Source organism: Streptomyces sp. NPDC045967, from assembly GCF_056430495.1.
This window is the reverse complement of sequence record NZ_JBWKLE010000019.1, coordinates 1-13,294: the sequence shown is the minus strand read 5'-3', so window position 1 is coordinate 13,294 and position 13,294 is coordinate 1. Positions and strand designations below refer to the sequence as shown.

Sequence of the window (13,294 nt, the reverse complement as noted above, 5' to 3'; positions counted from 1 at the left end):
TCCTTTAATGCCCCCTCCCCCCCCCGGGGGGGGGGGGACCCCCCCCCCCCCCCCCCCCCCACAACCCCCCCCCCCCCCCTCCCCCTCTCCGCCGTGGCGTCCGGGAGGTGTCAGGCGTCGGTCATCAGCGCGCCGTTGACGAGTTCCAGGAACTCACGCGGCGACTTGCACCGCTCCGCCTCCGGGGGCAGGGGCCGGCCGCCCCGGTTCTCCAGCTCCCCGACGATGCCGAGCAGGCCCAGCGAGTCGAGCCCCCACTCCTCGAACTCCGCGTCGGGGCGGGCGGCCATGTCGGCCGGGTCGACGGTGATGCCCGCCCCCTTCTGCATCAGGGCGGCCAGCTCATCCATGGTCAGTCGAGTCAGTCCAGCGGTCATGACGGACCTCTCCTCAAGCTCGCGCCGGCGCACGCCGGTCGGTGATCAGACGCATTTCGGAGCGCCACAGGAAACGGGTGAGTTCGTCCTCGGTCGTGGGCACGCCGTCCTTGGCACTGTCGAGCAGCCGGGCCAGCACGGCCGCCTTGTGGCTGCCCTCGACACCCAGCGCCAGGGCGGGCCGGGCGTCGAGCGGGCCGCGCACGTCCACGAGCCGGACGACGACGTCGTCGCGCTGGAAGACCGTGCTGGCCGTGAGAGGGCTCGCGGGATCGTCCACGGCGGCCTCGTCCTGGCGGGCCAGCAGCCGCGCGAGCGCCGTGCCGCACCCGTCCTTGGCGGGGTAGAAGAGCGCGTGCCGCCCGGTGTCCGCGTCCTCCTCGGTTTCCGCTCCCCCCGAGGCCACGTGGTGGACCGCGGGCAGCGCCGCCCGGGTGAAGAACATCCGCGCCGACCCGGGATCCGCGAGGTCCCGGTCCTGCTCCAGGTGCGGGTTCAGGGCCTCCTCCAGCGCCATCACCCCGGGCTGGCGCGCCACGTGGCGCAGCGCCGCGAGGAGGTCCCCCTCCACCTCCACGGCCCGCACCACGCGGTTGCCGTGCATGAAGAGGGAGGTGCGGCGCAGCCGGGTCTTGTCGTCGACCCGGGCCTGCGGGGCGGCGTACCCGGCCAGGAGTTCCGCCACCGCGGCCTCGCTGCCGGGCTTGACCGTGAAGGTGAGGGCGTGGCGGACGACGCCGTCCCCACGACGGGGCGCCGAGGCGATCGGTGCGGGCGCCGGGTCCGGTCCGGGCGCACGGTCCCTGCCGGTCTCCCGCAGCACGCTGAACCGCAGCGAACGGGTGTCGCGCACACAGCCGTGCAGCGGCTGCACCGTCGCGACGTGCTCCTCGCTGTTCAGCCAGGCCAGGAAGGGCGGGGCGCTCTCCCATTCGCTGGTGATGAGCCACTGCGAGGGGTTCTCGATCGACTGGCACAACTCGTCGCGGATGTGCCCGGGAACGGACGACACCTGCCGGCGCATGTGCTCGTAGACCTCGAGGAACCGGTTCTGGGCCCCGTCGTAGAGGTCCAGCAGCAGCACGACCCGAAGCCTCGCGCCGTCGAAGGCGGACTGGGATATCCGTTCCGACAAGGTCGTCATCGTTCACACTCCTTCGGCATATCGCGGTCGCCACGGGGGCGGCGCCACCCGAACCGATCGTGGTCCGGTAGTGCCATCGGCGCGAGAGGGGAGAACCAAGCGGGTGAACGGGCGAGGGAACGCCCCTCGCACAGGGCATGGAAGATCCATGAAGGAAAACGTCGACCACCGCGTCCCCGTCCTCATCGTGGGCGGCTCGCTCGTGGGCCTGTGCACCTCGCTGTTCCTGGGCCGGCACGGCATCAGGCACATGCTCGTCGAGAAGCATGCGGGCACCTCCGTGCATCCGCGCGGACGCGGCATCAACGTACGGACCATGGAGCTCTTCCGGGTGGCCGGTGTGGAGGAGCGGATCCGCGAGGCCGCCTCGGTCCTGGCGGACAACCACGGCATCCTGCAGGGCGGCTCGCTGACCGGCGAGGACCAGGAGTGGCTGTTCCAGGAGATCGACCCCGGGGGAGCGCTGGCCCGGTTCAGCCCGTCGGCGTGGTGCCTGTGCAGCCAGAACGACATCGAGCCGGTGCTGATGTCCGTGGCCCCCACGCTCGGGGCGGACCTGCGGTTCTCCACCGAGCTCCTGTCCTTCGACACCGACGACACCGGGGTGACGGCGGTCGTCAAGAACCGCGACACCGGGGAGCACAGCACCGTGCGCGCGGACTACCTCGTCGCCGCCGACGGGCCGCGCAGCCCCGTCCGGGAACAGCTCGGCATCGGCCAGACCGGCCACGGGGACCTGTTCCACAACGTGAGCATCACCTTCCGCTCCCGCGGGCTCTCGGAGGTGGTCGGCGACCGGCGCTTCATCGTCTGCTACCTGACCAAGCCGGACGCCGACGGCGCCCTGCTCCCCGTGGACAACCGCGAAAGGTGGGTCTTCCACGCGCCCTGGCACCCCGACCGGGGCGAGACGATGGAGGACTTCACCGACCAACGTTGCGTCGAGCACATCCGACGGGCCGTCGGCGCGCCGGACCTGGACGTCGAGATCACCGGCAAGGCGCCGTGGCACGCCGCCGAGCGCGTCGCGGAGCGGTACGGGGCGGGGCGGGTCTTCCTCGCCGGTGACTCGGCCCACGAGATGTCCCCCACCGGGGCGTTCGGCTCCAACACCGGCATCCAGGACGCGCACAACCTGGCCTGGAAGCTCGCCGCCGTGCTGAACGGCGCGGCGGGGCACCGGCTGCTGCAGAGCTACGAAGCCGAGCGGCTGCCCGTCGCGAGGGCGACGAGCGAGCGGGCCTCGGCCCGCTCCGCCGAGCACAGCCACCCCGGATACGAGCCGGAACCGGTTTCCGGCCCGCCGGGCAGCGGCCGGCCGGGCGGGGTGCTCACGGTCGCCATGGGCTACCGCTACACCGTGGGCGCGGTGCTCGGCGCCGACCCGGAGCAGCCGGTCGTTCCCGAGCGGATGCGGCTGGCCGGCGACCCGGGCACCCGCGCGCCTCACATGTGGCTGCACGGAACGGACGGCCGGCGGTCCACGGTGGACCTCTACGAGCGGTCCTTCGTCCTGCTCAGCTCCGAGGGCACGCCCTGGCGGGCGGCGGCCCGCTCCGTCGCCGGCCGGCTCGGCCTGCGGCTGGACGCGTACGCCATCGGCACCAGCCCGGAAGCCGACCTGGCGCCCGAGGAGGGGGCCGACTGGGCCGAGGTCCACGGCACGACGAAGACCGGCGCGGTCCTGGTGCGCCCGGACGGCTTCGTGGCATGGCGGTCGCCCGAGGCCGTCGTCGATCCGGAGTCCGTCCTGCACGAGGTCCTCAGCCTGCTGCTCTACCGGACCTGAACCCGGCCCCGGCCCCCGTCCCGCCGCCGGCGGCACGGGGGCCGTCGCATGCCTAGGCGGGCAGACCGGCGGTGTCGCCGACGAGGCCGGCGACGTGGTCGGTGATCGTCTCGAGGACGTCCGCCGACGCCGCGTCGTGGCCGAGGACGAGCAGGCTCAGGGTCAGGCCGTCGGTCATGGCCGCCAGGTACCGGGCCAGCGCGGGCACGGGCACGCGCGGTTCGAAGCCCATGACGGGACGCAGTTGCTCGAGGAGTTCGACGTAGGTGTCGGCGTACATCTCGTACTGCCGCCGGGCCAGGTGCTCGAAGCCCGGCTGGCGCAGGGCGTACTGCGTGAGCTCGTAGGTGAGCATGTGTTCGCCCGGGTGGGCGGCCACGTGGTCCCAGTACGCCTGGAAGCCGGCCCGTACGGTCTCCCGCAGGGTCGCCTTCGGCTGGATCGCCTCCCTGACCACCCCGATGTAGTGATCGGTGATCGTCTCGATGACCGACTCCAGCAGGGCCCCCTTGGAGTCGAAGCAGTAGTGGAAGACGCTCAGCGACACGCCCGCCTCGGCGGCGATGGACCGGGTCGTGGTCCGCGCGACCCCGTCCCGGGTCATCGCGCGGATCGCCGCCTCGGTCAGCTGCCGGCGCCGTTCGGCCGACGGCATCCGTGCCATGGGGTTCCCTCCGGTCGTGGTTGCAGGACCCTGCGGTCACGCCGGGGGAACCCCCTCGGCGTCAGCTGCCGTACACGCCCACCTCGCGCAGGGAGTAACCCCACTGCGTGCCGCGCTGGGTGGCGTGGACCCGTACGTAGCGGGCCGTGGTGGCGGCGAACTGCGCCGTGTCCAGGCCGCCGTCGCCGGTGGCGGTGGACCACGCGGACTGCCAGTTCACGCCGTCGGACGACAGCTCGATGCGGTACGACGTGGCGTACGCGCGCTCCCAGTCGAGGGTGACGCGCTTGAGCGGGGTCGGCGCCCCGAGGTCGATCCGCAGCCACTGGTCGTCGCTCCAGTTGCTGGCCCAGCGGGTGCCGGCGCTGCCGTCCACGGCCCGGTCCGGCGCATAGCTCGTGAACGGGTTCCACTCGGCGGAGGAGGCCGACGCGGCGGAGCCCGCCGCGAGGTTCACCCCCGCCTTGTGCCGCTCGGAGCCGCCCCACGTGGTCAGGTAGGACTCCGCGCCCCGGAACAGGTCGTCCACCACGCCCTGGCCGCCGACGGTCCGGATGTCCTCGATCCAGTCCGGGACGAGGCCGTAGTGCGCGGCGCCGTCGGTGTTGAGGTCCCAGGTCCGTGCGCCGGTCGTCTGCTTGTCGATGACCGAGCCGCCATCGGTGCTGCGGAAGGGGTAGCGCACCGGGTTCGGGGTGTCGGCGCCGCGGGGGCCGGGCCAGCCGCCGACGCCGTTCATGTCCGTCCCGTAGCCGTAGCCCACGCCGTACTTCTCACGCAGCGCGTCCGTGCGCGCGGCCTCGGCGGTGAACCCCTCGGCGCCGTGCATGTACTGGGCGATGAAGCCGCCCAGGCGGTACACGCGCTCGGTCCAGTCCAGGTCCATCCAGCTGTGCGAGGAGATCACACCCGGGTACGACTCGGACTCCAGGATGTCGAAGGCCCGGCCGGCGGCCTTCACGCTCATGTGGTCGATCTCCAGCATCATCTTGCGTTGCATCATGCCGCGCAGCGCGTACTCGCCGAGTTCGCTCAGACCGCGGGTGTTGCACTGCGCGTCCGCCGCGTAGGACGGGACCGCCACGCCCGCCGGGAGCCGCTTCTGCGCCGAGGGCGCCGCCGCGAGGCCGATGGGGTTGTCGCGCTGCGGCCCCCGGCACTTCTCGGTCTGCCAGAAGGTGCCCGTCGACAGGAACTGCCCCACGTTGATGGCGGTGCCGAGCGCACCCTCGTCGAAGCGGACCCCGCACAGGGCGTTGTCGAACTTGTGGCACAGGAACATGCTGCGCACGCCCAGTCGGTGCAGCTCGTCCAGGCCGCGGTCGATGTCCTGCCTGCTGCACTGCGCGACGTCGAGGACCTGCTTGCACCCGAAGGGCTCGGAGGTCTCGACACCGAGGACGACGGCCAGCTTGCCCTGCTTGACGACCTCGCGGGCCTGGGCGGAGTCGGTGACGATCCGGAACCAGCCCTTCCCCGGGCCCCCGTACATCCTGTCGATGTAGGCCTGCATGTCGTACGTCTTCTGTGCTTCGAGGCGGATGGCGGTCATCTCGTCGCAACCGCGGTCCTTGAAGAAGTAGACCGAGCAGATCACGCCGTTGGTGACGAGGTCGTTGACGAGGACCCGCTGGCCGCCGCGCCAGGCCCGCTCGACCCAGGCGTAGTAGTTCTGCTGGTGGGTCAGCGAGTCGTGCGCGGGCCAGTCCTTGAAGGTCGGCCAGCCGTCGGGGTCGTGCCGGCCGTCACCGCCGTTGGTGATGAAGTCGAAGATGGCGAGGCTGCCGTCGGGGTAGTGCTCCGGGCAGTCCTTGAGCGCGTCGGCGATGCCCTGTTCGGAGAAGGGCTTCCCGCAGATGAGCCGGCCGCCGAAGCCCTCGTTGGACATCAGATGGTCGTGCGCGTCGACGAAGCCGCGGACCCGGCCCTGGGCGTCGGTTCCCTTGAAGGGCTCGCCCGTGACGTTGATCTGGGAGTCGGGCGCCGGCCGCGCGACCGGGTTCCACCAGCCGGGATCGGCGGATGAGCTCGCCGCGGGGGCGAGCACCACGGCCACCACGGCGAGGATCAGCGAGAGCACCGCGAGGGGCCGATGCCGGTGGTGCGGGTGTCCTGTCACGTCATCACTCACGTCTTCGGTCGGTGGAGGGGGAGCTCGGCCTCGGTTGTCATGGCCCGAACAGGGTGTGATGTCAAGAACGATCGCCACTGGCGTCCGCGGAGTCAAGAGTCCGGGACGGTTGACCTGATACAGCATCAGAATGCGGCGACGGCAGGGGAGTGGAGTGATGTGTCTCGCCATTCAAAACAATCTGTCTCATATACCGGCCGCTCGTTAGGGTGACGGGATGAACAAGCAGCGGATCCCGCGCAGGTGGTCGATGCTCGCCCTGGGCACGGCGGGCCAGGCCGCCAGCACCACCGTGCTGTACGGCCTGGCCTACCTGATCCCCGCCCTCCGGCGGGAGCTCGGACTCTCGCTGGCCGGCGCCGGCCTGCTCGTCTCCTGCCCGCTCCTCGGGATCCTGCTCGGGCTGATCGGGTGGGGCGTGGTCGCCGACCGGTACGGCGAGCGGATCGCGCTGTCCGCCGGACTGCTGATGGCCGCCGCGGCCACGACCGCCGCGGCGGCCGCACCGGGCGACGCCCGGACGCTCGGGGCGCTGCTGGTCCTGACCGGCGCCGCGGGCTCCTCCGTCAACTCGGCCTCCGGCCGCTTGGTCATCGGCTGGTTCCCGCCCGATCGCCGCGGCGTCGCCATGGGCGTCCGGCAGGCCTCGCAGCCGCTGGGCACCGCGGTGGCGGCGGCCTCCCTGCCCCCGCTCGCCCACCACTTCGGCCTCTGGGCGGCCTTCGGCTTCTGCGCCGCGCTGTGCGGGGCCTCGGGCATCGCGATCGCCCTGTGCGCCACCGACCCGCCGCGCCCCCGGCGCACGGAGGGCGCGCCGGCCTCGCCGGCCCCCTACCGGGGCGGTTACCTGTGGCGGCTGCACGTCGCCGCCGCCGCACTGTGCGTACCGCAGTTCGTGGTGACCGGGTTCGCCCTGATCTTCCTGACGGAGGTGCGCGGCTGGTCCGCCGCCACCGCCGGCGGGGTGCTGGCCGCGGCCAACCTGGCCGGCGCGGGGGTACGGCTGCTCGCGGGCTGGTGGTCCGACACGGTGGCGAGCCGGATCCGCCCGATGCGGCTGCTCGCCCTCGCCACCGCGGCCGACCTGGCCCTGCTCGCCGCCGGAGCCGCCTGGGATTCCCCGGCCGGGCCGGCGGCCCTGCTGCTCGCCTCCGGCCTGACGGTCAGCACCAACGGACTGCACAACACCGCGGTCGCCGAGTACGCCGGACCCGACTGGGCGGGCCGCGCCCTCGGCGTGAACGGGATGGGCCAGCACGCCGCCGTCGTCCTCGTTCCGCCGCTGGCCGGGTTGCTGGTCGCCGGGCCGGGCTACCCCGCGCTGTTCACCGCGGCGGCCGTCTTCCCGCTCCTGGCGGCCGTCACCCTTCCGCCGCGCGACAAGGCCGCGTACTGGCCGGCGCCGGAGGGGGCACACGTCGCTCCTGGGCCGCCCGCCGCCGGCGCGCGAACGCCTCCGCGCGGTTCCTGAAGCGGCCGGAGGTCGTCCGAGGCGCGGCCGAGCGACCTGCGAGGCGGCCCGACGGCGTGTGCAGCGGTCCGATGCCGTCCGGGCGCGGCCCGACGCCGTCCGGGCGCGGGCCCGCCGGTGCGCCTCGTTGCGCGGGCCCCCGGCGGCGGGCAGGGTCGAGGGGAGCGGCCGCCCCGACGGAAGGTCCCCCATGCCCATCGCCACCGTGAACCCCGCGAACGGCCAGACGCTGCGCACCTTCGACCCGCTCGACGCGGCGGGCATCGAGCGATGCCTCGCGGACGCGGCGGCGACGGCGGCCACCTACCGCCGCACCTCCTTCGCCGAGCGGGCCGAACTCCTGACGCGGGCGGCCGCGCTCCTCGAGGCGGACACCGAGGACATCGCGCGGACCATCACCACCGAGATGGGCAAGCCGCTGGCGGCGGCCCGGGCCGAAGCCGCCAAATGCGCGAAGGCGATGCGCTGGTACGCCGCCCGGGCCGAGTCCCTCCTCGCCGATGAGCACCCCGCCCCCGACGACGTGCGCGACGCGGGAGCGGCGGCCGTCCGGGTGGTCTACCGGCCGCTCGGGGTGGTCCTGGCCGTCATGCCGTGGAACTTCCCCCTCTGGCAGGTCGTACGGTTCGCCGCGCCCGCCCTCATGGCCGGCAACGTGGGGCTGCTCAAGCACGCCTCGAACGTCCCGCAGACCGCGCTCTACCTCGGCGAGCTCTTCCACCGGGCCGGGTTCCCCCGGGGCTGCTTCCAGACCCTGCTCATCGGTTCGGCCGAGGTGGAGAAGGTGCTGCGCGACCCGAGGGTGGCCGCGGCCACCCTGACGGGCAGTGAGCCCGCCGGCCGCGCGGTGGCCTCCGTCGCCGGGGACGAGGTCAAGAAGACGGTCCTGGAGCTCGGCGGCAGCGACCCCTTCATCGTCATGCCCTCGGCCGACATCGCGCTGGCCGCCCGCACCGCGGTGACCGCCCGCGTGCAGAACAACGGCCAGTCCTGCATCGCCGCCAAGCGCTTCATCGTCCACACCGACGTCCACGACGAGTTCGCCGAGCTCTTCACGGCCGGGATGCGCGCGCTCACGGTGGGGGATCCCATGGAGGAGTCGACCGACGTCGGACCGCTGGCCACCGAGGCCGGCCGGGGCGACCTGGAGGGGCTGGTGGACGACGCCGTACGGCACGGCGCGACCGTCCTGTGCGGGGGCCGGCGCCCGCCCCGGCACGAAGACGGCTGGTTCTACGTACCGACCGTGCTGAGCGGTGTCACCCCCGCCATGCGCATCGACCAGGAGGAGGCGTTCGGTCCCGTCGCCACCCTGTACCGGGTGGCCGACCTGGACGAAGCCGTGGAGCGGGCCAACGACACCCCGTTCGGACTCAGTTCGAATCTCTGGACTCGCGACGAGGAGGACGTGGAGCAGGTCGCGCGGGACCTGGAGGCGGGTGGAGTCTTCGTCAACGGCATGACCGCCTCGCACCCCGCGCTGCCCTTCGGCGGGGTCAAGCGGTCCGGATACGGGCGCGAGCTGTCGGGCCACGGGATCCGGGAGTTCTGCAACGTCACCACCGTCTGGCGGGCGGCGGACCAGCGGCCCTCCTGACGCCCCGCGCGCTCACGGGACGAGGCAGACTGAGTGCGGGCGATGCCCCGGACGCCCCGGTCGTGAGGAGTGCGCGTGCCCGTCCCGATCATCATCGACTGCGATCCCGGCCACGACGACGCCCTGGCGATCATGCTGGCGGCGGGCGATCCCGCCGTCGACCTGCTCGCGATCACCACGGTCGCCGGCAACCAGACGCTCGCCAAGACCACCCTCAACGCACGCCGGGTCTGCACGGTCGCGGGCATCACCGGCGTGCCCATCGCCGCCGGGTGCGCCCGGCCGCTGGTCCAGCCGCTGCTGGTGGCGGACGACGTCCACGGGGAGTCGGGTCTGGACGGCCCGCGGTTCCCCGCACCCACGGTCGGCGTGGTGCCCGAACACGCCGTCGAGCTCATCCACCGGATCCTGACCACGCATCCCGAGCCGGTCACCCTTGTGCCGACGGCGCCCCTGACGAACATCGCCCTGCTGCTCACCCGCTACCCGGAGGCCGCCGAGCACATCCGCGAGATCGTCCTCATGGGCGGTTCCACCGACCGCGGCAACCGCACTCCGGCCGCGGAGTTCAACATCCAGGCCGATCCGGAGGCCGCGGACATCGTGTTCCGCAGCGGTGTGCCGCTCACCATGTGCGGCCTCAACGTGACGCACCAGGCCCTCGCCACCCCCGAGGTGCTGGCCCGGTTCGAGGGGCTCGGCACGGAACTCGGGCGGACCTGCGCCGGGCTGCTCTCGTTCTTCGCCGGCACCTACCGCACCCTGTGGGGCTTCGAGAGCCCGCCGCTGCACGACCCCGTCGCCGTCGCCCGCGTCATCGACCCCGGGCTCGTGCACTGCGTACCGGCGGCCGTGGTCGTGGAGCTGCGCGGCCAGTACACGCGCGGAGTCACGGTCGTCGACCTCCACCGCACCCTGGACCTCCCGGTCAACGCGCGGGTCGCGATGACCCTGGAGACCGGGAGGTTCTGGGACCGGCTGGTCGGCGCCGTGGCCGCGCTGGGCTCCGGTAGCGCCATCGGCCGGTGAGGGGGGAGCGGTCGTCCGGCGCCCCGGCGGGGACCTCGCGCCCCGGCCGGGACACCGGACGCCCGGTCAGGAGGTGGGGCAGAGGGAGAGGGCCGGCGCCGCGGTGACCGTCGCGGTGGCGGTGAAGACGTCCGCACCGTTCTGGCGGGCGCGGACGCGGACGGGCAGGCGGCCCGCGTCGGTCATCCCGCCGGGGGCGGGGGTCGTCTCGATCCAGCAGGGCGCGTCGAGCTCCGCATAGCGGAAGAAACGTATCTCCAGATCCGTCAGGACGCCGCGCCGCGGGAAGGCGCAGCCGTACGCGGCCTGCCGGACCGCCTCGAGGAGCAGCATCCCGGGGGCGTGGTCGACCGGGTGGTCGAAGAGGATCGGGTGGTTGAGGTCCGCCCGCAGCTGGGTGCGGTGCGTGGAACTCGTCGGGGACAGGACCACGTCGTGGAAGCGGTCGCGGCCGACCCGCCGGGGCGTCAGCGGCGGCGGGAGCGGGATCATGCGGGCGGCCACCTCGGCCAGGTCCGCGTTGTGGCCGCGCAGCCGCTGGTAGACGGCCTGCGGCTGGTTGGTGAAGCGTGCCCCGGCGGTGCCCAGCAGCTCACCGGCGCGGGTGGCTGTGACGTGCATCGTGAGGCCGGCCAGTCTTCGTCCCCGGCGGGCGATGTCCGTGCAGGCGATGTGCAGCGTGATGTCGGCGGGCGCCGAACCGACCGCGAGGACCGCGGGGTTCATCGTGTAGGTGAAGGTGTCCCAGATCTGCCGGTGTCCGAAGGGGGCGTCGTACGCGACGTGGCTCAGGAGCGGGATCGCCTGCCGGACGGATTCGGCCAGCAGGAGGGGGTCGTGGTGCCCGCTCGCGTCCGGTGAGTAGAAGCTGTGGGCGCGGGGCCACTGGGCGGTGACGACGTACTCGTCGGGAGCGGCGGCGCGCCACCCCGTGAGCAGGACCTCGGAGTGTGCGCTCTTGTGCACGTACTCCCGCGGTAACGCACTGCTGAGTACGGAGACGGTTGAGGCGGATTGGTCTGCTGACACAGTCATGGTTGAGCCCCCCTTGAAACGTCGGACATGAGCTGGTGCAGTACGGCGATGGGTTCTAAAATAAAGGATGTTCGTTTTTTTTGTCGAGGAAGTCAGGTACCCAAATGTCGGACCGCAAGCGACAACGTGCGCCTCAGCTAAGGGCAGTTCAGACCCGAGCGGCCATCCTGCGCGCGGCAGCGGAGGTCTTCGACGAGTTCGGCTTCAGCGGAGCCAGCATCAGTAAGATCATGAAGCGGGCCGACGTCACCCAGGGCGGGATGTACTTCCACTTCGGCTCCAAGGAGGAGCTCGCCTACGCCGTGATGGTCGGTCAGGGCGACGGCCTGGAGTTTCCCGAAGGGGAGGACGGCCTCCAGCACCTGGTGGACATCACCCTCTACCTGGCCGAACAGCTCCAGCACAATCCCGTGCTCCGGGCCGGCGTCCGACTGGCTGTGGAGCAAGGGGAGTTCGGCCTGCGCGATGACGTCGCCTACCAGGCGTGGGTCCTCGAGTTCCGCCAGCAGCTGCGCTTCGCGCGGGCCAAGGGCGAGCTCCAGCCGGACGTCGACGACCACGAGCTGGCCTGGGTCCTGGTCAGCTCCTTCACCGGCGCCCAGCTCTTCTCCCAGGCGTCCACCGGCCGGGCCGACCTGCCCCAGCGCATCGGCTCGCTGTGGCGTTACCTGCTGCCCGCCGTCGCGACCGAGGACGCGCGCGCGAACCTGCGGCTGACCCTGCCGCCGTCGAAGCCGTCGAAGCCGTCGAAGCCGCCCAAGCCGTCCGAACCGTCCGAACCGTCCCGGGAACGGGCCCGCCCCCGCGGGACGCGGCCGGCGGAGCCGGAGCAGCTGGTGTGAGCGCGCCCCGTGTCGTGGTCACCGGGGCGACGGGCTTCGTGGGGTCGGCGGTACTGCGCCGACTCGCCGGGCGGGCGCCGCAGGCCCTGGTGAGCGCGGTCTCCCGGACCCCTCCTCACGCCACCGCGCCGCATGCCGTGCGGTGGGTGGACGCCGACCTCGCCGCCCCCGCGTCCCTGCGCGGGATCTGCGACGGCGCGGACGTCGTGCTGTCGCTGGCCTCCTTCATCGGGCCGGACACCGAACGGTGCGCCGCGGTCAACACGGCCGGGACCGAGGCCCTGGTGGCACAGGCGCGGCGGGCCGGAGTGCGGCGCATCGTCCAGCTGTCGACGTGCGCGGTTTACGGGACGGGTCCGCACCGCGGTCAGGACGTCGGCGAGCTGGCACCCGCCCCGGTGTCACCGGCCAGCCGCAGCCGCCTGGCGGCGGAGGAGCCGGTGCTCGACGCGGGCGGCCTCGTCCTGCGCGCCGGGCTGGTGCTGGGGACGGGCGACCGGTGGGTCGTACCCGCCCTCGTCGACGCGTTCCGCCGGGTGCCCGCCGGGTGGTGCGGCGGCGCGGGGCTGGCCTCGTTCGTCGACGTCGACGATCTGGCGCGGCTCATCGTGGCGTTCGCCCTGGGCGGCAGTGGCAACAGCAACGGCAGCGGCAACGGCGACCGCCGCGGGGACGGGGGCGGCGAGGCGGCCGCCGTGTCGGGCCTCCTGCACGCGCACCACCCGGAGCCCGTGCGCAACGGGGACCTGATGGCCGCCCTCGCGCGCCACCGGGTGCTGCCCCCGCGTCCCGCCGAGGACCTGCCGTGGCCCGCCTGCCTCGACGCCCTGGCGGGGACTCCGGGATGGGTGAGCGAGCGGCAGTTCACGCTGCTCGCCCGGGACCACTGGTACCGCGCCGACACGGCGTGGCGGCTAGCGGGCATCGAGCCGGGGCCGGGACCGCTGGCCCGGCTCGACCGGGCGGCGGCGTGGTACCGGAAGCGGGGCGGGACGGCCCCGGCGTGACGCGATCTGCCAAAGCCTCAGCGGGATGGGCGCGCGCGACCTGCGCGGGTCAGGGCCGCGGGTAGCGTCCGGCACACAGCCGGTCACCCGTGGAGGAGTGGAACATGCCCGACCTTTCGAACATCGTCAAGGCGTATGACGTGCGTGGTGTCGTGCCGGACGAGTGGGACGAGTCGTTGGCGGAGCTGTTCGGTGCCGCGTTCGTGGA

General features: G+C 73.0%; 11 protein-coding genes. 6 read left to right on the top strand and 5 right to left on the bottom strand.

Translation table 11 applies throughout. The features are described from left to right. Positions 1-110: 110 nt before the first annotated feature. A complete protein-coding gene (locus AC07FY_RS27145; RefSeq protein WP_479011074.1) occupies positions 111-377 on the bottom strand; it encodes an acyl carrier protein in 267 nt (88 codons plus the stop codon). 13 nt (positions 378-390) lie between these two features. Further along, positions 391-1,521: a SchA/CurD-like domain-containing protein gene (locus AC07FY_RS27140; RefSeq protein WP_479011071.1), complete on the bottom strand. Its 1,131-nt coding sequence runs from the start codon at positions 1,519-1,521 to the stop codon at positions 391-393. A gap of 148 nt (positions 1,522-1,669) precedes the next feature. Here AC07FY_RS27140 and AC07FY_RS27135 point away from each other — a divergent pair, with 148 nt between their 5' ends. Beyond that, positions 1,670-3,310, top strand: coding sequence for an FAD-dependent oxidoreductase (locus AC07FY_RS27135; RefSeq protein WP_479011068.1), 1,641 nt, complete (start codon positions 1,670-1,672; stop codon positions 3,308-3,310). 52 nt (positions 3,311-3,362) lie between these two features. Here AC07FY_RS27135 and AC07FY_RS27130 read toward each other — a convergent pair whose 3' ends face one another. Together AC07FY_RS27130 and AC07FY_RS27125 are read right to left on the bottom strand one after the other, a co-directional pair. Continuing rightward, positions 3,363-3,974 carry a TetR/AcrR family transcriptional regulator gene (locus AC07FY_RS27130; protein ID WP_479011065.1) on the bottom strand — a complete coding sequence of 204 codons (612 nt, stop codon included), beginning with the start codon at positions 3,972-3,974 and terminating at the stop codon, positions 3,363-3,365. Positions 3,975-4,035: 61 nt separating this feature from the next. Beyond that, positions 4,036-6,054, bottom strand: coding sequence for a discoidin domain-containing protein (locus AC07FY_RS27125; protein ID WP_479011346.1), 2,019 nt, complete (start codon positions 6,052-6,054; stop codon positions 4,036-4,038). Between the two features lie 268 nt (positions 6,055-6,322). Between AC07FY_RS27125 and AC07FY_RS27120 the strand changes: the two genes are divergently transcribed. From AC07FY_RS27120 to AC07FY_RS27110, 3 genes are all read left to right on the top strand, one after another. Beyond that, entirely contained in the window at positions 6,323-7,576 is a 1,254-nt protein-coding gene (locus AC07FY_RS27120) for an MFS transporter (protein ID WP_479011062.1), read from the top strand. Between the two features lie 190 nt (positions 7,577-7,766). Further along, positions 7,767-9,173 carry an NADP-dependent succinic semialdehyde dehydrogenase gene (locus AC07FY_RS27115; RefSeq protein WP_479011060.1) on the top strand — a complete coding sequence of 469 codons (1,407 nt, stop codon included), beginning with the start codon at positions 7,767-7,769 and terminating at the stop codon, positions 9,171-9,173. Positions 9,174-9,248: 75 nt separating this feature from the next. After that, positions 9,249-10,202: a nucleoside hydrolase gene (locus AC07FY_RS27110; RefSeq protein ID WP_479011057.1), complete on the top strand. Its 954-nt coding sequence runs from the start codon at positions 9,249-9,251 to the stop codon at positions 10,200-10,202. A 66-nt stretch (positions 10,203-10,268) separates the two neighbouring features. Here AC07FY_RS27110 and AC07FY_RS27105 read toward each other — a convergent pair whose 3' ends face one another. Continuing rightward, on the bottom strand, positions 10,269-11,237 hold the full coding sequence (locus tag AC07FY_RS27105; protein ID WP_479011054.1) for a ScbA/BarX family gamma-butyrolactone biosynthesis protein: 969 nt from the start codon (positions 11,235-11,237) through the stop codon (positions 10,269-10,271). Between the two features lie 104 nt (positions 11,238-11,341). Here AC07FY_RS27105 and AC07FY_RS27100 point away from each other — a divergent pair, with 104 nt between their 5' ends. Both AC07FY_RS27100 and AC07FY_RS27095 read left to right on the top strand, forming a co-directional pair. Then, positions 11,342-12,079: a ScbR family autoregulator-binding transcription factor gene (locus AC07FY_RS27100; protein WP_479011051.1), complete on the top strand. Its 738-nt coding sequence runs from the start codon at positions 11,342-11,344 to the stop codon at positions 12,077-12,079. Then, entirely contained in the window at positions 12,076-13,086 is a 1,011-nt protein-coding gene (locus AC07FY_RS27095) for an NAD-dependent epimerase/dehydratase family protein (protein ID WP_479011049.1), read from the top strand. Before AC07FY_RS27100 ends, AC07FY_RS27095 begins: the two co-directional genes overlap by 4 nt. Positions 13,087-13,294: the final 208 nt, after the last annotated feature.

Coding starts and splice junctions, on each gene's coding strand:
- AC07FY_RS27145 (WP_479011074.1), bottom strand. CDS start 377: ATGACCGCTGGACTGACTCGACTGACCATGGATGAGCTGGCCGCCCTG.
- AC07FY_RS27140 (WP_479011071.1), bottom strand. CDS start 1,521: ATGACGACCTTGTCGGAACGGATATCCCAGTCCGCCTTCGACGGCGCG.
- AC07FY_RS27135 (WP_479011068.1), top strand. CDS start 1,670: ATGAAGGAAAACGTCGACCACCGCGTCCCCGTCCTCATCGTGGGCGGC.
- AC07FY_RS27130 (WP_479011065.1), bottom strand. CDS start 3,974: ATGGCACGGATGCCGTCGGCCGAACGGCGCCGGCAGCTGACCGAGGCG.
- AC07FY_RS27120 (WP_479011062.1), top strand. CDS start 6,323: ATGAACAAGCAGCGGATCCCGCGCAGGTGGTCGATGCTCGCCCTGGGC.
- AC07FY_RS27115 (WP_479011060.1), top strand. CDS start 7,767: ATGCCCATCGCCACCGTGAACCCCGCGAACGGCCAGACGCTGCGCACC.
- AC07FY_RS27105 (WP_479011054.1), bottom strand. CDS start 11,237: ATGACTGTGTCAGCAGACCAATCCGCCTCAACCGTCTCCGTACTCAGC.
- AC07FY_RS27100 (WP_479011051.1), top strand. CDS start 11,342: ATGTCGGACCGCAAGCGACAACGTGCGCCTCAGCTAAGGGCAGTTCAG.